General features: G+C 72.9%; 22 protein-coding genes. 21 read left to right on the top strand and 1 reads right to left on the bottom strand.

Annotation, left to right across the window (positions count from 1 at the left end):
- The first annotated feature begins 80 nt into the window (after nt 1–80).
- The 20 genes from AC1DXT_RS17830 to whiG all read left to right on the top strand — a co-directional run bounded on the left by AC1DXT_RS17830 (nt 81) and on the right by whiG (nt 18,315).
- On the top strand, nt 81–410 hold the full coding sequence (locus AC1DXT_RS17830; RefSeq protein ID WP_477062640.1) for a hypothetical protein: 330 nt from the start codon (nt 81–83) through the stop codon (nt 408–410).
- 58 nt (nt 411–468) lie between these two features.
- Nucleotides 469–1,653, top strand: coding sequence for a signal recognition particle-docking protein FtsY (ftsY, locus tag AC1DXT_RS17825; protein WP_477062639.1), 1,185 nt, complete (start codon nt 469–471; stop codon nt 1,651–1,653).
- A gap of 157 nt (nt 1,654–1,810) precedes the next feature.
- Complete coding sequence (locus tag AC1DXT_RS17820; protein WP_477062638.1) at nt 1,811–3,118, top strand: ammonium transporter; 1,308 nt, start codon at nt 1,811–1,813, stop codon at nt 3,116–3,118.
- Nucleotides 3,118–3,459: a P-II family nitrogen regulator gene (locus AC1DXT_RS17815; protein ID WP_056093079.1), complete on the top strand. Its 342-nt coding sequence runs from the start codon at nt 3,118–3,120 to the stop codon at nt 3,457–3,459. The genes AC1DXT_RS17820 and AC1DXT_RS17815 overlap by 1 nt, the downstream gene beginning before the upstream one ends.
- A gap of 22 nt (nt 3,460–3,481) precedes the next feature.
- The gene (locus tag AC1DXT_RS17810) at nt 3,482–5,278 is read left to right on the top strand and encodes a [protein-PII] uridylyltransferase (protein ID WP_477062637.1); all 1,797 of its coding nucleotides are present in this window, start codon (nt 3,482–3,484) and stop codon (nt 5,276–5,278) included.
- A 24-nt stretch (nt 5,279–5,302) separates the two neighbouring features.
- Nucleotides 5,303–6,895, top strand: a complete 1,593-nt coding sequence (ffh, locus tag AC1DXT_RS17805; protein WP_477062636.1) for a signal recognition particle protein — start codon at nt 5,303–5,305, stop codon at nt 6,893–6,895.
- A gap of 6 nt (nt 6,896–6,901) precedes the next feature.
- A complete protein-coding gene (locus AC1DXT_RS17800; RefSeq protein ID WP_477062635.1) occupies nt 6,902–7,984 on the top strand; it encodes an amidohydrolase family protein in 1,083 nt (360 codons plus the stop codon).
- Between the two features lie 195 nt (nt 7,985–8,179).
- A complete protein-coding gene (gene rpsP, locus AC1DXT_RS17795; protein ID WP_477062634.1) occupies nt 8,180–8,605 on the top strand; it encodes a 30S ribosomal protein S16 in 426 nt (141 codons plus the stop codon).
- Nucleotides 8,605–8,844 (top strand): RNA-binding protein, encoded by a 240-nt coding sequence (locus tag AC1DXT_RS17790; protein WP_056093100.1) that lies wholly within the window; start codon nt 8,605–8,607, stop codon nt 8,842–8,844. The genes rpsP and AC1DXT_RS17790 overlap by 1 nt, the downstream gene beginning before the upstream one ends.
- 79 nt (nt 8,845–8,923) lie before the next feature.
- Nucleotides 8,924–9,472, top strand: a complete 549-nt coding sequence (rimM, locus tag AC1DXT_RS17785) for a ribosome maturation factor RimM (protein ID WP_477062772.1) — start codon at nt 8,924–8,926, stop codon at nt 9,470–9,472.
- Between the two features lies 1 nt (nt 9,473).
- Nucleotides 9,474–10,253, top strand: a complete 780-nt coding sequence (gene trmD, locus AC1DXT_RS17780; protein ID WP_477062633.1) for a tRNA (guanosine(37)-N1)-methyltransferase TrmD — start codon at nt 9,474–9,476, stop codon at nt 10,251–10,253.
- A gap of 201 nt (nt 10,254–10,454) precedes the next feature.
- Nucleotides 10,455–10,823: a 50S ribosomal protein L19 gene (gene rplS, locus AC1DXT_RS17775; RefSeq protein ID WP_056093107.1), complete on the top strand. Its 369-nt coding sequence runs from the start codon at nt 10,455–10,457 to the stop codon at nt 10,821–10,823.
- Nucleotides 10,824–10,995: 172 nt separating this feature from the next.
- Nucleotides 10,996–11,850: a signal peptidase I gene (lepB, locus tag AC1DXT_RS17770; RefSeq protein WP_477062632.1), complete on the top strand. Its 855-nt coding sequence runs from the start codon at nt 10,996–10,998 to the stop codon at nt 11,848–11,850.
- Entirely contained in the window at nt 11,847–12,605 is a 759-nt protein-coding gene (locus tag AC1DXT_RS17765; RefSeq protein WP_477062631.1) for a ribonuclease HII, read from the top strand. Before lepB ends, AC1DXT_RS17765 begins: the two co-directional genes overlap by 4 nt.
- 58 nt (nt 12,606–12,663) lie before the next feature.
- Nucleotides 12,664–12,987, top strand: coding sequence for a DUF2469 domain-containing protein (locus AC1DXT_RS17760; RefSeq protein ID WP_055922267.1), 324 nt, complete (start codon nt 12,664–12,666; stop codon nt 12,985–12,987).
- 173 nt (nt 12,988–13,160) lie between these two features.
- Nucleotides 13,161–13,517 (top strand): YraN family protein, encoded by a 357-nt coding sequence (locus AC1DXT_RS17755; RefSeq protein WP_477062630.1) that lies wholly within the window; start codon nt 13,161–13,163, stop codon nt 13,515–13,517.
- Nucleotides 13,518–15,041 carry a YifB family Mg chelatase-like AAA ATPase gene (locus AC1DXT_RS17750; RefSeq protein WP_477062629.1) on the top strand — a complete coding sequence of 508 codons (1,524 nt, stop codon included), beginning with the start codon at nt 13,518–13,520 and terminating at the stop codon, nt 15,039–15,041.
- On the top strand, nt 15,038–16,225 hold the full coding sequence (gene dprA / locus AC1DXT_RS17745) for a DNA-processing protein DprA (protein ID WP_477062628.1): 1,188 nt from the start codon (nt 15,038–15,040) through the stop codon (nt 16,223–16,225). Before AC1DXT_RS17750 ends, dprA begins: the two co-directional genes overlap by 4 nt.
- A gap of 204 nt (nt 16,226–16,429) precedes the next feature.
- The gene (locus tag AC1DXT_RS17740) at nt 16,430–17,356 is read left to right on the top strand and encodes a tyrosine recombinase XerC (protein ID WP_477062627.1); all 927 of its coding nucleotides are present in this window, start codon (nt 16,430–16,432) and stop codon (nt 17,354–17,356) included.
- Between the two features lie 20 nt (nt 17,357–17,376).
- On the top strand, nt 17,377–18,315 hold the full coding sequence (whiG, locus tag AC1DXT_RS17735) for an RNA polymerase sigma factor WhiG (RefSeq protein ID WP_477062626.1): 939 nt from the start codon (nt 17,377–17,379) through the stop codon (nt 18,313–18,315).
- An 18-nt stretch (nt 18,316–18,333) separates the two neighbouring features.
- On the opposite strand, the gene AC1DXT_RS17730 is transcribed toward whiG, so the two are convergent.
- Nucleotides 18,334–18,876 (bottom strand): M23 family metallopeptidase, encoded by a 543-nt coding sequence (locus tag AC1DXT_RS17730; RefSeq protein WP_477062625.1) that lies wholly within the window; start codon nt 18,874–18,876, stop codon nt 18,334–18,336.
- Nucleotides 18,877–19,288: 412 nt separating this feature from the next.
- Between AC1DXT_RS17730 and rpsB the strand changes: the two genes are divergently transcribed.
- Nucleotides 19,289–20,320 carry a 30S ribosomal protein S2 gene (gene rpsB / locus AC1DXT_RS17725; protein ID WP_477062624.1) on the top strand — a complete coding sequence of 344 codons (1,032 nt, stop codon included), beginning with the start codon at nt 19,289–19,291 and terminating at the stop codon, nt 20,318–20,320.
- Nucleotides 20,321–20,351: the final 31 nt, after the last annotated feature.

The following is a 20,351-nucleotide window of genomic DNA, read 5'->3' as shown; positions in this document are numbered from 1 at the left end:
GGTGTGGAGATTGTGTGCCGTTTGACGCTCCCTGTGCGTGGGACGCAGACGGACCGGCGATCGGCACGGACACTGGGCCCATGGCCATCTTCGTTGCGATCTTCCTGGCCCTCCTCGTCGCCGCCGGGGTGCTGCTCGCTGCGAGCGTCGCCAGCTCGGCGAAGGACAAGGGTGAGTCCCCGTTCCGCACCTTCCGCACCGCCTGGGCGGGGCGGAAGAACCCCGACACCGACCAGCGCGCCGCGGCCGACGCCGCCGCGGTGGAGCCCGTCGACCTCTCGCTGGCCCAGTTCCTGCGGGAGACGGTCGACGAGGGCGAGGCGTACCTGCAGGTGGACGACCTCGCGGCGACCCTCCAGCGGGCCCGCGACAAGGCCGCGGGCGTGCTGCCCGGCAACCGCGACCGCTGAGGTCCGCGCCTGACGCGCCGGTTCGCGTCCTGAGCCTGCCGCCCGACAGACTGTCCCGGTGACCAACGAGACGCTCGAGATCCTCCTGGCCGCCGGCATCCCGACGGTCATCGCCGTCGCGCTGGCGACCGTCTTCGTCCGCCGCCGCCGCGGCTCGACGACCGACGAGGCGCCCCCGACCGTCGACGTGCCGGCCCCGGCGCCGGCCCCCGAGCTCGAGACCCCGTCGCCCGCGCCCCCCGCGCCGCCCACCGAGGTGGTGCCCGAGGAGGCCGAGGCGCCCCCGGCCCTCGAGGTCCCGGCGCCGGTCGCCGGCCGGCTCTCGCGGCTGCGGGACCGGCTCGCCCGCTCCGGGTCGCCCCTGGGCACCCGGCTGCTCGCTGTGCTGTCCAAGGACCACCTGACTGAGGACGACTGGGACGAGCTCGAGGAGACCCTGCTCCTGGCCGACGTCGGCGCAGGCCCGTCCGGCGAGCTCATCGACGCCCTGCGCACCCGCGTCCGCGTCGAGGGCCTCAAGGACCCGGCGCACGTCCGCGCGCTCCTGCGCGAGCAGCTCCTCGCGCTCGTCGACCCGTCCCTCGACCGCAGCCTGAACACCGCGCACGGAGCGGCTGCCGACGGGTCGCCGCTCCCCGCGGTCGTCCTCGTCGTCGGCGTCAACGGCACCGGCAAGACCACGACCGTCGGCAAGCTCGCGCGCGTGCTCGTCGCCGACGGGAAGACGGTCGTGCTGGGTGCGGCGGACACGTTCCGCGCGGCCGCCGCCGACCAGCTCCAGACGTGGGGCTCGCGCGTGGGCGTGCACACGGTCCGGTCGGACCGCGACGGCGCCGACCCCGCGGCCGTGGCGTTCGACGCCGTCCGCACGGGCCGCGCCGAGGGGATCGACGTGGTGCTCGTGGACACGGCCGGACGCCTGCAGAACAAGGCCGGGCTGATGGACGAGCTGGGCAAGATCACCCGCGTGATCACGCGGGAGGCGCCCCTGTCCGAGGTGCTCCTGGTGCTCGACGCCACGACAGGTCAGAACGGTCTGAACCAGGCGCGCGTGTTCAGCGAGGTCGCCGGCGTGACGGGCATCGTGCTCACCAAGCTCGACGGCACGGCCAAGGGCGGGATCGTCGTCGCCGTGCAGCGCGAGCTGGGCGTCCCGGTCAAGCTCGTCGGCCTCGGCGAGGGTCCCGACGACCTGGCACCGTTCGACCCCGAGGCCTTCGTCGACGCCCTGCTGCAGGGGTAGCGCTCCTGGACGGCCGATCACCACGAAACCGAACGTTTACGTGCGGAAGCGGCTTGTCACACCGACGTAACGTCCCTCGCCTCTGACCGAAACTCGCCTCGTCGACTGTGATCCCCGGACCAGCCACCCCCGGCTGGCGAGTGGAGAGGCGATCTCGATGGAATTCGAGCTGGACAGCGGGAACACGGCGTTTATGCTCACCGCCGCGTCGCTCGTGCTGCTGATGACGCCGGGGCTGGCGTTCTTCTACGGCGGCATGGTGCGCGGCAAGAGCGTGCTGAACATGATGATGATGAGCTTCGGCGCGATCGGCGTCGCCGGTCTCATCTGGGTGCTCTACGGCTACTCCGGTGCGTTCGGCCCGGACCTCGGCGGCGGGTGGCTCGGCAACCCGTTCGAGTTCTTCGGCCTGCAGGGCGCGACGGACGACCAGAGCCTGATGGCCGCCTCGGGCGTGCCGTTCCTCGTGGCCGCGGGCTACCAGGCCACGTTCGCGATCATCACGGTCGCGCTCATCTCGGGTGCCGTGGCGGACCGCATCAAGTTCGGCGCGTGGCTCGTCTTCACGGCCGTCTGGGTGACCGTGGTCTACATGCCGCTCGCCCACTGGGTGTGGGGCGGTGGCCTGCTCAGCGCCACGGGCCTCACGGAGGGTCTCTCGACCCCGATCGACTTCGCCGGTGGAACGGTCGTCCACATCAACGCCGGTACCGCCGGCCTGGTGCTGGCGCTCGTGCTCGGCAAGCGCAAGGGCTTCGGCAAGGAGGCCATGCGGCCGCACAACCTGCCGTTCGTCATGCTCGGTGCCGCTCTCCTGTGGTTCGGCTGGTTCGGCTTCAACGCGGGCTCCGAGTTCGCTGCCGACGGCACGGCCGGTCGCGCCTGGCTCAACACCCTCCTGGCCACGGGCGTCGCGATGCTCGCCTGGCTCGCCACGGAGAAGCTGCGTGACGGTCACCCCACGTCGCTCGGTGCCGCCTCCGGCGTGGTCGCGGGCCTCGTCGCCATCACGCCGGCCGCTGCGGCGGTCGACACGTGGGGCGCCATCGCCGTCGGTCTCGTCGCTGGTGTGCTCTGCGCCCTCGCCGTCGGCCTGAAGTTCCGGTTCGGCTACGACGACTCGCTCGACGTCGTCGGTGTCCACCTCGTCGGTGGTCTGGTGGGGACGATCCTCATCGGCTTCTTCGCCACGGACACGAACAGCACCTGGTACCCGGACGGCGCACAGAACGGTCTGTTCTACGGTGGCGGGGTCACTCAGCTCGCCACCCAGACGATCGTCGCGCTCGCCGCGGTGCTGTTCAGCTTCACGGCGACGTACGTCATCGCGCTCATCCTCAAGGCGACCATCGGTCTGCGGGTCTCTGAAGAGGCCGAGGTCGGCGGGGTCGACCTGGCGCTGCACGCTGAGACCGCATACGAGACGCTGGGCGTCGGCGCCCGTGTCGTGACGGAGGTGAAGTGATGACGAAGCTCGTGACGGCGGTCATCCAGCCGCACCGGCTGGACGATGTGAAGTCGGCCCTCGAGGCTGCAGGCGTCCGTGGTCTGACCGTGAGCGAGGCCAGCGGCTACGGCCGCCAGCGCGGTCACACCGAGGTCTACCGCGGTGCCGAGTACACGGTCGACCTGGTCCCCAAGGTCAAGATCGACGTGCTCGTCAGCGACGCGGACGTGGTCAGCGTGACCGACGTCATCGTCCGCGCGGCGCAGACCGGCAAGATCGGTGACGGCAAGGTCTGGGTCGTGCCGGTCGAGGACGTGGCTCGCGTCCGCACCGGTGAGCACGGCGACGACGCCCTCTGACCAGGACGGCTGACCGCCACACATGACACAGGAACGGCCGCCCGCGGGGGGCGCGGCCGCGAACGGGTCGCCCGAGGTCCCGCACCCCGCGATCGGGGTGCGGGACCTCCGCACTGAGCGGCTCGAGCTCGCAGCCGGCCTGACCGGCCCCGGGGCCGACGGCATCGCGCGTCGTGCCGCCATCGTCGAGCTCGTCGTCGGCAGGCTGCGCGAGCAGTGGGACATCGCCACCGAGGGCGTCGACGTGTCCGGCATCGCGCTGGGGGCGGTCGGCAGCGTCGGGCGCGGCGACGCCAGCCCGGTCTCCGACCTCGACCTGCTCCTCGTGCACGAGGGGCGCGGCCACTCGACCGAGGAGCTCTCGGCCCTCGCGCAAAAGCTCTGGTACCCCATCTGGGACGCGGGCCTCGACCTCGACCACTCCGTCCGCTCCCTCGCGCAGTGCCGCCAGGTCGCGTCGAAGGATCTGCCGGCCGCCGTCGGGCTGCTCGACCTCCAGCCGGTGTCCGGCGACGCGGTCGTCATCGCGCGCGCCAAGTCCGCTCTGCTCGAGGACTGGCGCTCGGCCGCCCGACGACGACTGCCCGAGCTCCTCGCCTCCACGCGCCAGCGCGCCGAGCGCCACGGCGAGCTCGCCTACCTCATCGAGCCGGAGCTCAAGGAGTCCCGCGGCGGCATCCGGGACGCCGTCGTGCTCAGCGCGCTGGCCGCCACCTGGCTCACCGACCGGCCGCACGGCGCGGTGGACATGGCCTACGCCCACCTGCTCGACGTCCGGGACACCGTGCAGGTGGTGACGCGTCGGCACACCAACCGGCTCCTGCTCGCGGACCAGGACGAGGTCGCGGCGCTCGTCGGCTTCGACGACCGCGACGACCTCCTGGCCAGCATCGCCGAGGCGGCGCGGGTGATCTCCTACGCCCTGGACACGACCGTGCGCAACGCCCGCCAGGCGCTCCAGCGGCCGGCGCGGACGCCGATGCTGGTGCGCGGTCGGCGCACCGCCCCACGACTGCGCACGATCGCCGAGGACCTCGTCGAGCACGACGGGGAGATCGTGCTGGCCGTCGAGGCCCGGCCCGCCGACGACCCGCTGCTCTCGCTGCGCGCGGCCGCGACCGCCGCCCGGACCGGGCTGAGCCTCTCGCCGGTGACGGTCGCGAGCCTGACGGCCACCCCGCCGCTTCCCGTGCCGTGGCCCAAGGCCGCGCGCACGCACCTCCTGCAGCTGCTGGGCTCGGGCCCCGCGCAGGTGCCGATCTGGGAGGCGCTCGACCTGGCCGGCGTCGTCACCACGTGGATCCCGGAGTGGGCGGGCGTGCGCAACCGGCCGCAGCGCTCGGCGATCCACCGGCACACCGTCGACCGGCACCTGGTCGAGACCGTCGCCCGGGCGGGCCGCGACAAGCGCGTGGTCGAGCACGGGGAGACGCTGCTGCTCGCGGCGCTGCTGCACGACATCGGCAAGCGGGCCGGCGCGGGGGACCACTCGACCGAGGGCGCTCGGCTGGCGGGTCCGATCGTGACGCGCATGGGGTTCGACGACCAGGTCGCCGCCGATGTCACGCGCCTCGTCCGCGAGCACCTCACGCTCGCCGAGCTGGCCACCACGGCGGACCCCGACGACCCGGCGACCATGGCCCGGCTGCTGGACGCCGTCGACCACCGTCCGGACATGCTCGAGCTGTTGCGCGCGCTCACCGAGGCCGACGCCGGCGCCGCCGGGCCGCCCGCCTGGAGCACGTGGCGCGCGACGCTCGTCGACGACCTGACGGCACGGGCCACCCGTGAGCTGGCAGGTACGCTAGGTCGTCCCTGAACCCCCGAGCGTGAGGACCGCCAGGTGTTCGCCACCCTGTCCGACCGACTGACGTCGACCTTCAAGAACCTGCGCACCAAGGGCCGTCTGTCCGAGGCGGACATCGACGCCACCGTGCGCGAGATCCGCCGGGCGCTGCTCGACGCCGACGTCGCGGTCCCGGTCGTCCGTTCGTTCACCGGTGCCGTGCGCGAGCGCGCGCTGTCGGCCGAGGTGTCCGGCGCGCTCAACCCGGCCCAGCAGGTCGTCAAGATCGTCAACGAGGAGCTCGTCGCGATCCTCGGCGGCCAGACGCGCACGCTCAACCTCGCCAAGAACCCGCCGACGGTCATCCTGCTCGCGGGTCTGCAGGGTGCGGGCAAGACGACGCTCGCCGGCAAGCTGGCGCTGCACCTCAAGGCTCAGGGCCACACCCCGCTGCTCGTCGCGGCGGACCTCCAGCGCCCCAACGCCGTGACCCAGCTCCAGGTGGTGGGGGAGCGCGCGGGCGTGCCCGTGTTCGCCCCGCACCCCGGCAACCAGGGCAGCGACGACGTCATGCCGTTCGGCGCCGACCCGGTCGCGGTCGCTCGCGAGGGCCTGGCCACGGCGAAGGTCAAGCTGCACGACGTGCTGATCGTGGACACGGCCGGCCGCCTCGGTGTGGACGCCGAGCTCATGCAGCAGGCGTCCGACATCCGCGACGCGCTCGACCCCGACGAGATCCTCTTCGTCATCGACGCGATGATCGGCCAGGACGCGGTGACGACCGCGCAGGCGTTCGCGGACGGCGTCGGGTTCACCGGCGTGGTGCTCTCCAAGCTCGACGGCGACGCGCGCGGTGGTGCCGCACTCTCGGTGGCCAGCGTGACCGGCAAGCCGATCATGTACGCGTCCACCGGTGAGAAGCTCACCGAGTTCGAGGTGTTCCACCCGGACCGGATGGCGTCCCGCATCCTCGACATGGGCGACATCCTCACGCTCATCGAGCAGGCCGAGAAGGCGTTCGACGCCGGCCAGGCCGAGGAGATGGCCGACAAGCTGGCGTCCGGCCAGGACCTGACGCTCGAGGACTTCCTCACGCAGATGCAGCAGCTGCGCAACGCCGGGCCGCTGAAGAAGATGATGGGCATGCTGCCCGGCATGGGGCAGATGCGGGAGGCGCTGGACAACTTCGACGAGCGCGAGGTGGACCGCATCGAGGCGATCATCCGGTCGATGACCCCCACGGAGCGCCGCACCCCGAAGATCATCAACGGCTCCCGCCGCTCGCGCATCGCCGCGGGATCGGGCACCAAGCCGAGCGACGTCAACCAGCTGCTGGAGCGCTTCGACGGCGCGCAGAAGATGATGAAGCAGATGGCCAAGGGCGGAGGCATGCCCGGCATGCCTCCGGGCATGGGGAACCTGCCCGGCATGGGCGGCAAGAAGTCGCGCGGCCGCACGGCGCCCCCCGTCCGCAAGGCCAAGGGCAAGTCGGGCAACCCCGCCAAGCGCGCCGAGCAGGAGCGCGGCATCACCAGCAAGCCGGCCGCGCCGGCGGGGTCCGCGTTCGGGATCGCCCCGAAGGCCGAGCCCACGACCCCCGCAGAGATCGAGCTGCCGGCCGGTCTGGACCGCTTCCTCGGCGGACGCTGAGCCCTCGTGGTCCTGCACCTGCGCGGCACGGTCGTCCTGGATGACGAGCGCGAGGTCGGCGAGGCGTGGGTCGTCGACGGCCGCATCACGTTCGACCGTCCGTCGTCGGCACCCGACGCCGTGCTGGAGGGCTGGATCCTTCCCGGGCTGGTCGACGTGCACTGTCACATCGGTCTGGCGTCGGACGGCCCGGTCGACGACGGCACGGCCGAGAAGCAGGCCCTCGCGGACCGCGACTCGGGGGTGCTGCTCGTCCGGGACGCCGGATCGCCGGCGGACACGGGGTGGGTGCACGAGCGCGACGACCTCCCGCGGCTGATCCGGTCGGGGCGGCACCTGGCCCGGCCGAAGCGCTACCTGCGGCACTACGGACGCGAGCTCGAGTCGGTCGAGGACCTGCCGGGCGCGGTGCGCGAGGAGGCCGCCCGCGGGGACGGCTGGGTGAAGCTCGTCGCCGACTGGATCGACCGCGACCTCGGCGCCGACGGTGACCTGCGCCCGCTGTGGCCGGCCGACGTGCTCGCCGACGCGGTCGCCGCAGCCCACGGTGCGGGGGCCCGGGTCACGGCGCACACGTTCGCCACCGAGTCGCTCGACGCGCTCCTCGACGCGGGCGTCGACTGTCTCGAGCACGCCACGGGCGCCACCCCCGACCAGATCGACCGCATCTCGTCGGCAGGGATCCCCGTGACCGCGACGCTGCTGCAGATCGCGCAGTTCGAGGCCATCGCCGCCCAGGGGTCCCGCTACCCCCGGTTCGCCGCGCGGATGCGAGCCCTGCACGCGCACCGGTACGAGCTCGTGCGGGACCTGCACGATGCCGGTGTCCCCGTGCTCGTGGGCACCGATGCCGGCGGCACGATCGCGCACGGCCGGATCGCCGACGAGGCCGCGGAGCTGGTCCGTGCCGGCATCCCGGCCCGCGACGTGGTGGCCGCCGCCAGCTGGCGCACGCGCGCCTGGCTCGGCGCCGACGGGCTCGACGAGGGCGCGTCGGCAGACCTGGTCGTCTTCGGGGCGGACCCGAGGCGGGACATCGCGGTGCTCGCCGTGCCGCGTGCCGTGGTGCTGCGCGGAAAGGTCGTCTGAGCAGACGTCGGGAGATCGGTGACCTGTGCGACATGGTTGGGACCGGCCCTGCACATCTGGCACAATGGTCGGCTGTACCCGGCGTCTGCAGCCCCTCTACCTGCGTTCGTCGTGTCCCCGATCTTCCCGGCGCGCCCACCCCACGGGCAATGCGCGGGCAGGTCACCCCAGCAGACATCAGGAGAAGACCACACCGTGGCCACCAAGATCCGCCTCAAGCGTCTCGGCAAGATCCGCGCTCCGTACTACCGCATCGTCGTCGCCGACTCGCGCACCAAGCGCGACGGCCGCGTGATCGAGGAGATCGGCAAGTACCACCCCACCGAGGAGCCCTCGTTCATCGAGGTCGACTCCGAGCGTGCGCAGTACTGGCTCGGCGTCGGCGCGCAGCCGACCGAGCAGGTCGCCGTGATCCTCAAGATCACGGGTGACTGGCAGAAGTTCAAGAACCTTCCCGGCCAGGAGGGCACCCTGCGCACCAAGGCCGACAAGGTCGACCCGAAGGCCGCCATCGACGCCGTCGCTCTCGACGCCGAGAAGGCCAAGGCCAAGGCGTCCGAGAAGGCTGCCTCGCAGAAGGCCGCCGCTGCCGAGGCTCCGGCCGAGGACGAGCAGGCCTGATGCTCGCCGACGCTCTCGAGCACCTGGTGCGTGGCATCGTCGACCACCCGGACGACGTCCGCGTGAACGCGTCGACGCTGCGTCGTGGGGACCTGCTCGAGGTGCGCGTGCACCCCGACGACCTCGGCCGGGTCATCGGCCGCGGCGGTCGCACGGCGCGCGCGCTGCGTACCGTCGTCGGTGCGCTCTCGACGGACGGCTCGGTCCGGGTCGACGTCGTGGACGTCGACCGGCGCTGATCCATCGCGCAAGGCCCGGTCCCCTAACCTGGGGACCGGGCCTTCGCCATGACTGCCCACTTCAATCGTGAGGACCACCATGCAGCTGACCGTCGCGCGGATCGGCCGTGCCCACGGCCTGCGCGGAGAGGTCGCCCTCGACCTGCGGACCGACAACCCCGAGGACCGTTTCGGCGTCGGTGCGGTCCTGCTCACCGAGCCCGCCGCGCGCGGTCCGCTCACGGTCGTGAGCACGCGCACGCAGCAGGACCGGTGGTTCGTGAGCTTCGCCGAGATCAGCGACCGAACCATGGCCGAGGCGATGCGGGGGACCGAGCTGGTCGTCGACGAGGACGCGTCCGACGAGGACGACGCCTGGTACCCGCACGAGCTCGCGGGCCTGCGCGCGGAGCACGTGGACGGTCGGGTGCTGGGCGAGATCATCGGCCTCGAGCACCTGCCGGCGCACGACATGCTCGTCCTGCGCGAGCCCGACGGCGCGCGCACGCTGATCCCGTTCGTCAAGGTCATCGTGCCGGTGGTGGACGTCCCGGGCGGCCGCGTGGTGCTCGACCCGCCGGGAGGCCTGCTCGCGTCCGACGCCGCCAACCTGGTCGTGTCCGAGGAGACCGTGGGAGACGACGACTGACGTGCGCATCGACGTCGTCTCGATCTTCCCCGAGTACCTGGCCCCGCTCGACCTGTCGCTCGTCGGCAAGGCGCGCACGGGCGGCCTGCTGGACCTGCGCGTGCACGACCTGCGGGACTGGACCACGGACCGGCACCGGACGGTGGACGACACCCCGTTCGGCGGCGGCGCCGGCATGGTGATGCGCCCGGACGTGTGGGGGACCGCCCTCGACGAGCTGCTCGAAGACGACGCGCACCTGCTGATCCCGACCCCGTCGGGGGAGCCGTTCACGCAGCGCACCGCCGAGGCGCTCGCCGGCGAGAGCCACCTGGTGCTGGCGTGCGGGCGGTACGAGGGGATCGACGCCCGGGTGGCCGAGCACTACCGGTCACGCGGGCGAGTCACCGAGTTCTCCCTGGGCGACTACGTGCTCAACGGCGGAGAGGTCGCCGCCCTCGTCGTGGTCGAGGCGGTCGCCCGGCTGCTGCCCGGTGTCGTCGGCAACCCCGAGTCGCTCGTCGAGGAGTCGCACGGGACGGCCGGCCTGCTCGAGTACCCCGTGTACACCAAGCCGCCCGCGTGGGGCGGCCTCGGCGTGCCCGAGGTGCTCCTGTCCGGGCACCACGCGCGGATCGCACGGTGGCGCCGGGACACCGCGCTCGAGCGGACCGCGGCCCGTCGGCCCGACCTCGTGGCGGCCCTGCCGGTGGACGAGCTCGACAAGCACGACCTGGCCCTCCTGGCCCGGCTGGGCTGGGAGCCGCGGGACGGCCGCCTCGTCCGGACCCTGATTACCTGACGCTCCGGCCGGTGTGGCACACTTGTCCGTTGGTGCGCGCAGGTTGCGTCTCTGCCACAGGGGAGACGACTCACGACCACCCGGGGATCCGCCCGGACGCACCCGACCATCTGACCAAGGACGCCGGTCCTGCCTGCACAGGCAGCCGTGACGCCCTCGACGACGTTCCTGACCTGTGGCAGGGCGGGGAAGTGACATCACATGCACACGCTCGACAGTGTCGATGCAGCATCGCTGCGCTCCGACATCCCGGAGTTCCGCGCCGGAGACACCCTGAAGGTCAACGTCAAGGTCGTCGAGGGCAACCGCTCTCGCATCCAGGCGTTCCAGGGTGTCGTCATCGGTCGCCAGGGTGACGGCGTCCGCGAGACGTTCACGGTCCGCAAGGTCAGCTTCCAGGTCGGTGTCGAGCGCACGTTCCCCGTGCACTCCCCGAGCCTGGAGTCGATCGAGGTCCTGACCCGCGGCGACGTGCGCCGCGCGAAGCTGTACTACCTGCGCAAGCTCCGCGGCAAGAAGGCCAAGATCAAGGAGAAGCGCGAGTTCGCTCCCGCCGCGAAGAAGGCCTGAGCCCCTTCGCACCCGACGTCCTGACGGGCGGCCACCGATCGGKGGCCGCCCGTCGGCGTCTGCTGTGCGCGTCCTCGCGGTCGAGTCACGACGACGGTGACGGGCGACACAGGACGAGTCTCGCGGGGTGGTCGTGTGCGCGTCCGGGGCTCTCGCGTGCGAGAGTGTGCGGGTGATCGACGGACCTGCGCGCGACCTCGACGAGGACTCGTCGCCCACGTCGTGGCCGGGCCTGGAGGCGCCGCGCGGTGCCCACGCCGGGGGTCAGCCGGAGCGGCCCCGGCTCCCGGACGTGACCGCGCCCGAGCCGTCGACGCACGCCGGGCCCAGCCGCCGACACGCCGCCGCGAAGCGAGCGAGCGGCGCCGGATCGCTGCTGCGGGAGACGGTGATCATCCTCGTCAGCGCGATCGTCCTGTCGCTGCTGGTCAAGACGTTCCTGGTGCAGGCGTTCTTCATCCCGAGCCAGTCGATGCACGACACGCTCATCGAGCACGACCGCATCCTGGTCAGCAAGCTCACCCCGGGGCCGTTCGACCTGCGACGCGGCGACATCATCGTGTTCAAGGACCCCGGTGGCTGGCTTCCCGCCGACGTCGCCCCGGAGCCCGGCGCCTTGCAAGGGGCGGTGAACTCCGCCCTCACGTTCATCGGGCTCTACCCGGCCGATGCCAACGAGCACCTGGTCAAGCGCCTCATCGGCCTGCCGGGTGATCACGTCGCGGCCGAGCAGGGTGGGCCGGTCACGGTCAATGGGGTGGCGCTCGACGAGCCGTACCTCGCGGCCGGCGTGGCGCCCAGCGACATCGCGTTCGACGTCACCGTCCCCGCGAACAGCGTGTGGGTGATGGGGGACAACCGGTCGCACTCGTCCGACTCGCGGTACAACCAGGGCAAGCCCGGCGGTGGGTCGGTCCCCATCGACAACGTGGTCGGCATGGCCTTCGTGACCGTGTGGCCGATCGAGCGCATGGGGCTGCTGCGGAACCCGACCAGCACGTTCGCGGACGTGCCCGACCAGCCGTGACCCTCGTCACCGGGCGCCCCGCGCCATCTCGTACCGCCCCCTCGCGGACTGCCCCGCACCTGCGCCACGAACGGGTGCTGCTGCGCGACGGGGCGCGCCTGCTCGCGGGCATGGACGAGGTCGGTCGCGGCTCCCTCGCGGGACCGGTGAGCGTCGGCGTGGTCGTCGTCGACGCCGGCACGCGGTCCGCCCCGAAGGGCGTCGCCGATTCCAAGCTTCTCGCGCCCGCGGCGCGCACCCGCCTGCTGCCCGCGCTCAACCGGTGGGGGCTGGCGCGCGCGGTCGGCCACGCCAGCGCCGCGGAGATCGACGAGATCGGCATCATCGCCGCACTGCGGCTGGCCGGGACCAGGGCGCTCGCGACGATCACCCTGACGGTCGGCCCGGTGGACGTGGTCCTCCTCGACGGCTCCCACGACTGGTTGAGCCGGCCCGCGCAGCCGGATCTCTTCTCGCTCGACGACGAGCCGGAGGTGCCCGGCCCGCGCGTGCACATGCGGGTCAAGGCCGACCGCACGTGCGCGTCGGTCGCGGCCGCGAGCGTGCTGGCCAAGTGCGAGCGGGACGCGATGATGGTCGACCTGTCCGCGCAGCACCCCGCCTACCGCTGGGACGAGAACAAGGGGTACGCGTCGCCCGAGCACATGGCGGCGCTGCGCGAGCTGGGCCCGAGCGTGCTGCACCGCAGGTCGTGGCGGCTGCCCGTCGCAGGGGAGCCGCTCGTCGTCGACGAGTACGCCGACGAGGTGTTCTGAGCGCGCGGCTGCGTGGCGTCGCGCGGCCGCGGCCTCGGCCATGGGGGATGATGTCCCGGTGAGCGCGGAGGACCTGGAGAACTACGAGACCGACATGGAGCTCGCGCTGTACCGCGAGTACCGCGACGTCGTGGGGCTCTTCTCCTACGTCGTGGAGACCGAACGACGGTTCTACCTGGCCAACCAGGTCGACCTGCAGGTGCGGTCGGCCGCGGGGGAGGTCTACTTCGAGCTGACCCTCGCCGACGCCTGGGTGTGGGACGTCTATCGCTCCGCCCGGTTCGTGAAGTCGGTGCGCGTGGTGACGTTCAAGGACGTCAACGTGGAGGAGCTGGCCAAGGCCGAGCTCGACCTCGGGGGCAGCGCAGGCTTCGCCCGCTGATCCCCGGCGCGCCGATCCGCCCCACAGCCCCCGCCGGGCGCATCGTCGCCCACGGCGCCGCGGGCGCGCTGATCCGCCCACAGCCCCGCCCGACGCATCGTCCCCCACGGCACCGCCGCGAGGCCCTCTGCGCCGCCCCGCGCGCTGGCACTGTCCAGCCCGGAGGTGGTCCGGTGCGCGCGAAGGACGCAGTGGGGCGGTACGGGGAAGACGTCGCGGCGGCGCATGTCGTCGGCCGCGGGTGGGACGTGCTCGACCGGAACTGGCGGACGCGGGACGGCGAGCTCGACCTGGTGGCTCTCGACGGTGACGAGCTCGTGGTGATCGAGGTCAAGACGCGGCGGTCGATCGCCTTCGGGTACCCCGCGGAGGCGGTGACACCGCGCAAGCTGGCCCGGGTGCGTCGCCTCGGGGCGCAGTGGCTCGCGGCGCACGACGTGCACCCGCGGTCGGTGCGGGTCGACGTCATCGCCGTGCTGCTGCCCGCCCGCGGCGCGGCCGAGATCGACCACCTCGTCGGGGTGGTCTGAGTGGTGCTCGGCCGGACGCTGGGCGTGGCGCTCGTCGGGCTCACCGGGCACGTGGTCGAGGTCGAGGCGCACCTGGCACCCTCACTGCCGGCGTTCACGCTGGTCGGGCTGCCGGACGCGTCGCTGGCGGAGTCGCGTGATCGCGTGCGCGCCGCGGTCACGTCGTCGGGCCTGCCGTGGCCCAACCGGCGCATCACCGTGAACCTCTCGCCGGCTACCCTGCCCAAGTCCGGGTCGGGCTTCGACCTCGCGATCGCTGTGGCGACGCTGGCGGGCGCGGAGGCCATCGACCCGGCAGCGCCGCACGGCGTGGTCCACCTCGGGGAACTGGGTCTCGACGGCCGGCTCCGGCCGGTGCGCGGGGTGCTGCCCGCTGTCGCCGCCGCGGTCGCGGCCGGATGCCGTCGGGTCGTGGTCGCGGAGGCGAACGCCGCGGAGGCTCGGCTGGTGCCGGGCGCCGAGGTCGTCGGCGTCACGAGCCTCGCGCAGGTGGCCGCGCGCTACGGCGCCGACGTCGAGGTGACCGAGGTCGCCCCCGTGGCCACGGAGCCCGTCGCGCGGGCCTCGGGGATGTCCGAGCTGAACCTCGCCGACGTGGTCGGGCAGGACGAGGCGCGCAGCTGTCTCGAGGTCGCCGCCGCGGGCGGGCACCACCTGCTCATGGTGGGGCCGCCGGGCACGGGCAAGACCATGCTGGCCGCGCGCCTGCCGGGTCTGCTGCCCGACCTGTCGGAGGAGGACGCGGTCGAGGTCACCGCGGTGCACTCGGTCGCAGGCGCGTTCGACCCCGGTGGCGGTCTGCTGCGTCGCCCACCGTTCGAGGATCCGCACCACACCGCGACGCCCGCGAGCGTCGTGGGCGGTGGTGCGGGGATCCCCCGGCCGGGAGCGGCGTCGCGGGCGCACCGGGGCGTCCTGTTCCTCGACGAGGCGCCGGAGTTCTCCACGGCGGTCCTGCAGACGCTGCGGCAGCCGCTCGAGCACGGCGAGCTCGTGCTCCACCGAGCCGCGGGCACCGCCCGGTACCCGGCCCGCTTCCAGCTGGTCCTGGCCGCCAACCCGTGCCCGTGCGGGCAGGCGGTGGGGAAGGGTCTCGCGTGCACCTGCCGCAGCGAGCAGCGGCGCCGCTACTTCGGCAAGCTCTCCGGGCCGCTGCTGGACCGGGTGGACCTGCAGGTCGAGCTCAGCCCGGCCCGCGCCGGAGCGGGACCGGGCGAGTCGTCGATCGTCGTCGCGGCGCGCGTGGCTGCCGCGCGGGCCGCGCAGGCCGAGCGGCTCGGCGGCACGCCCTGGCGCACCAACGGCGACGTCCCTGGCAGCTGGCTCCGGGTCCGGCTCGGACCGGACCGGGCGCTCGTCGCGGACCTGGACCGTGCGCTCGACCGCGGCACGTTGAGCCTGCGAGGCGTCGACCGGGTTCTGCGCGTCGCGTGGACGCTGGCGGACCTTGCTGGTCGGTCCGCGCCCGACCGTGCGGACGTGGGCCACGCCCTGCTGCTGCGCACGCGCGGGAACGGCGCATGAGCGGCGGCGAGGTGCTCGCCCGTGCCACCTGGAGCGCGCTGGTGGAGCCGGGCGACGTGGTCGCGGGGACTCTCGTCAGCCTCCTCGGCGCCCAGGACGCCCTCGGGTGGGTCCGGCGCGCTCTTGTCGGCGGTCCGGACTTCTCCTGCCTCGGGCGCGGCCTGCTCGCCAATGCCGACCGGAGGCGCATCGAGCGGGTGCTGGCCCGTTGGGCCGTCAGGCTGCCGGACTGTGACCCCGTGCGCGACCTTGAGCGCCTCACCCGGCTGGGTGGCACGCTCCTGGTGCCGGGCGATCCGCGGTGGCCGGCGGCGCTGGACGATCTCGGCGCGGAGGCACCCTTCTGCCTGTGGGTCCGCGGCACCGCGGACCTGGGGCGGTCCCTGGAGCGTTCGGCAGCGGTCGTCGGATCGCGAGCCGCCACCTCCTACGGCGAACGGGTGGCCTTCGACCTCGCGGACGGCCTGGCGGGGGAGGGAGTCTGGGTGGTCTCCGGGGGTGCCTACGGCATCGACGCGGCCGCTCACCGCGGCGCGGTCGCGCGGGACGGCCGCACGCTCGTCCTGCTCGCGGGCGGGGTCGATCGGGCCTACCCGGCCGGCAACGCCCGCCTGCTCGAGGCGGTCGTGGGGGCCGGGGGCGCGCTGGCCTCCGAGGTACCCCCGACCAGTCTGCCCACCAAGAGCCGGTTCCTGCAGCGCAACCGGTTGATCGCCGCGGCGGGCCGGGCGACGGTCGTGGTCGAGGCGGCGTGGCGGTCGGGGGCCATGAGCACCGCGCACCACGCCGCACGGCTGCTGCGCCCCGTGGGCGCGGTGCCGGGGCCGGTGACGTCGATGGCGTCGGCGGGGTGCCACCGGCTTCTGCGGGACGGCGTGGCGGTGTGCGTGACCGACGCGGCGGAGGTGCGCGAGCTGGCCGGACTCATCGGCACCGGTCAGGACTGCGATCCGGACGCCGCTGCCGACGCGCGCGCAGCTCGGCCGCACGACGCCCTCGACCCGGTGACCCGGCGGGTTCTCGACGCGCTCCCACGGCGGACGCCGGCCCAGCTCGACCGTGTGGCGAGCGTCGCGGGGGTGACGGTGGCGGAGGCGCGGGGCGCCGTCGGCCTGCTGGAGCTCGAGGGCTGGGCGGCGCGGAGGGGCGACGGGTGGATCACCGTGGCCCGCTCGACATCATGACGGCGGCGGTCTGTCCAGAAGGCGCGCCGAAAGCGCTGTCATGTCGACGAGGGTGAGCAGATCTGCGGGTGAAAAAAAGGCGCATCTGGACCATTGTTCATCAGGGAATCGGACATTCGGTCGGGATTCGCCCAGCATTAGCCCGTGCAGGTGAAAGTCGTCCTTGTTCCCCGCCGTGTTTCAGGTCACGGTACTCACATGGACATGGCCGAGATCACAGCAGGGGCGCCGGACCGCGCTCGCCTGCTGTCCGATTTCTCGGCCCACCTGGGTGCTCAGCGCGGATTGTCGGAGCACACCAACCGCGCTTACCTCGGCGATGTCGACCTCCTCCTGGGCTATGCATCTCGGCACGGGCGGACCACCCTCGACTCGATCGACCTCGGCGTCCTGCGGGGCTGGCTGGCCTCCATGGCGACCACCCGCCACAGCCGCGCGACGCTCGCCCGGCGGGGGGCCGCCGTCCGCACGTTCTTCGCCTGGGCCGCCCGCACCCACCGCGTCCCCGCAGACCCGGCGCTGCGCCTCGCGACCGCGCGGACCGCGTCGGCGCTGCCCACGGTGCTCCAGGTGGAGCCGGTGACCCAGCTGCTCGACCAGGCTCGGGAGCGTGCTCAGGACGGTGACGCGGTCGCACTGCGCGACTGGGCGCTCCTGGAGCTGCTGTACGCCACCGGTGTGCGCGTCGGTGAGCTGTGCGGCGCCGACCTGGCCGATGTCGACGTCCACGAGCGCACCCTGCGCGTGGTGGGCAAGGGCGACAAGGAGCGGGTCGTCCCGTTCGGTCTGCCCGCGCAGAAGGCCCTCGCTGCGTGGCTCGAGCGCGGTCGCCCGCTGCTCGCCGTCCCCGCCTCGCCGTCGGCCCTCTTCCTGGGCCTCCGCGGAGGACGCCTCGACCAGCGCCAGGCACGCTCGGTCGTCCACCAGGCCGCGTCGCTCGCGGGGGTCGACGACGTCGCGCCGCACGCGTTGCGGCACACCGCAGCCACCCACCTCCTCGAGGGCGGGTCAGACCTGCGCAGCGTCCAGGAGCTGCTCGGGCACGCGAGCCTCGCCACGACGCAGCGCTACACCCATGTATCCGCCGAACGACTCCGCTCGGCCTTCCAGCAAGCCCACCCCCGCGCATGACGTACACGATGGAGTCGACGATGACGACGCAGCTGGACGCCGCCTTCCCGGTGCACACCCGCCTGACGAGCACGGCACCCGAGGGCGTCATCCCGCAGCCCCGCCTCTCGGAGACCGACCAGCTCGAGACGTCGACCGTCCCGATCACCCGGGGAGTGCCCAGCCCGCGGACCCCGGTGGCGCCGAGCCGGTCCACCGAGGAGGTCGACGCGCTCTGGGAGAGCTACAAGTCGACGCAGTCCCGCACGGCACGTGAAGGGCTGATCCTGCACTTCGCGCCGCTGGTGTCGGCTGTCGCCGGCCGCGTCGGGATGCGCCTGCCGAGCACGGTCGAGCAGGCCGACCTGGTCTCCTACGGCATGTTCGGTCTCATCGACGCCATCGAGAAGTACCAGATCGACCGCTCGGTGAAGTTCGAGTCGTACGCGTCGTCCCGCATCCGGGGCGCGATCATCGACGAGCTGCGCGCCATGGACTGGGTGCCGCGCTCGGTCCGGACCAAGGCCCGCTCGGTCGACCGCGCCTACGCCGAGCTCGAGGCGAAGCTGCACCGGACGCCGACCGAGGACGAGGTGGCTCGGCACCTCGAGATGCCGGTCGAGGACCTGCGCGCGATCTACTCCCAGCTCTCCACGGTGAACGTCGCCGCGCTCGACGAGCTGCTCGGTGGCGGCGACGACCGCCCGGGCGGGGTCTCGCTCGGCGACACCCTCGGCGACGAGCGCACGGTCGACCCCGCCAGCTCGATCGAGGCGGCCGAGACGAAGTTCCTGCTCGCCCGCGCCATCGAGTGTCTGGGTGAGCGCGAGCGCATCGTCGTCGTCCTCTACTACTACGAGGGCATGACGCTCGCCGAGATCGGTCGCGTGCTCGGTGTCACCGAGTCCCGCATCTCGCAGATGCACACCGCCGCGATGGTCCGGCTCCGCACCCGCCTCCTGGAGGCCGAGCGGGTCTGACCCGCCCGACCGCACGGCTCATCGTTCGCCCAGGGGGAGCAGGACCACCGGTCCGGCGCCGGGCAGCAGGCTGAGCGGGTCGACGTACTCGGTCCCGACCCGCACGCCCCAGTGCAGGCAGACGCCGGGTGCACAGTGCGACCCTCCGGCCTCGAGCGACCCGAGACGATCGCCGGGCGTGACGAGATCGCCGACCCGGACGGACGGGGTCAGCGGTTCGACGCTCGAGCGACGACCGGCCGAGTCGGTCACGGTCACCACGCGCCGACCGCCGACGAGACCGCTGTACGTGACCACCCCGGCGACCGGGGACAGCACGTCGGCACCGAGAGGTGCCCGAAGGTCGACCCCGCGATGCCCGGCCGCCCACGGCTGCGGTGGTGCCTCGAACCCCCTGGCCACGTCCGGCGAGGTCCCCCAGGGCAGTCGATAGGTCCCGGCCGGCGGTGCGGCACCGGGTGGACCGGCCGAGCCGTCCTCCGCGACGGCGACGACCCCGAGAGCGGTCAGCAGCGTGATCGTGCCGAGAGTGACTCCGACGCGTGCGGGCAGTGAGGTCATGACCGAGATGCTCCGGGAGGTCGGGGCCCGCCGGGCGAGCAGGAGCACGTCCCGTAGTGTCCGACGTCGGACGGTGGGCTGTGGGCGGCTCGAGGTGTCGCGACGGCCGGTCTCGTCCTGACCTGGTCCGGGCATCCGCTAAACTTCTGGTGCGACCGGTCCGTACCGGTCGACTTCGCGCGTCATCCACCCGATCCAGGGCACCGCCGGCCACAGCGCCGACGAGGTCCGCAGGACGGGGTCGATCACCGCAGCGGTCCGTGCACGTGCCTCGCGCAGCGCCCGGAGCGGCTGACGACATGACGCCAGGGGCGCCGACCAGCTGGTCGGAGCCGACAACCGAGATGCGGGCCCCGGAATGGGTCCGCCTTGACGCGTGCGCACCCTGCGGTGCGCGCCGGAAGGACGTGCCATGGCCGTCGTGACCATGCGCCAGCTGCTCGAGAGCGGTGTCCACTTCGGACACCAGACCCGCCGCTGGAACCCCAAGATGAAGCGCTTCATCTTCACCGAGCGCAACGGCATCTACATCGTCGACCTGCAGCAGTCGCTGTCGTACATCGACAACGCCTACGACTTCGTCAGCCAGACCGTCGCGCACGGCGGGACGATCCTGTTCGTCGGCACGAAGAAGCAGGCGCAGGAGCCGGTCGCCGACCAGGCCGCCCGCGTCGGCATGCCCTACGTCAACCAGCGTTGGCTCGGCGGCATGCTCACCAACTTCAGCACGGTGCACAAGCGTCTCCAGCGCCTCAAGGAGCTGGAGCAGATCGACTTCGACGACGTGGCGGGCTCGAACCTCACGAAGAAGGAACTCCTCGTCCTGCGCCGCGAGAAGGACAAGCTGGCCAAGACGCTCGGTGGCATCCGTGACATGGCCAAGGTTCCCTCGGCCGTGTGGATCGTCGACACGAACAAGGAGCACCTCGCGGTCAACGAGGCGCGCAAGCTCGGCATCCCGGTCGTCGCGATCCTCGACACCAACTGCGACCCCGACGTCGTCGACTACCCGATCCCGGGCAACGACGACGCGATCCGCGCCGTCCAGCTGCTGACCCGCGTCATCGCGGACGCCGCGGCCGACGGTCTGCTGAAGCGTCACTCGGGTCGCACCGCGGCCGCCGAGGGCACCGAGGCCGACGCCGAGCCCCTGGCCGAGTGGGAGCGCGAGCTGCTCGCCGGTGCCGAGGCCGACCTGGCCGGTGCCGCGGTCGCCGCCGACGCGACGGAGGCCGTCGCCGAGGCGACGACCGAGATCGCCGAGGAGGTCGTCTCCGAGGACGCCGTGGCCGAGCCCGTCGTCGACGAGGCCGTTGCCGAGCCGGTCGTCGAGGAGGCAGTGGCCGACGAGGTCGTCGCCGAGGCTGCCGCCGAGGAGACCCCCGCCGCCGAGACGCCCGCCGCCGAGACCGCCGACGCCGAGGGCGACGCCGAGTCCAAGTGACCCTGCCGGTGCCGGCGGCCCTCGACGGGTC

This window comes from Cellulomonas sp. P1_G12_2 (assembly GCF_056405535.1).
This window is presented reverse-complemented; position numbering and strand designations above follow the sequence as displayed.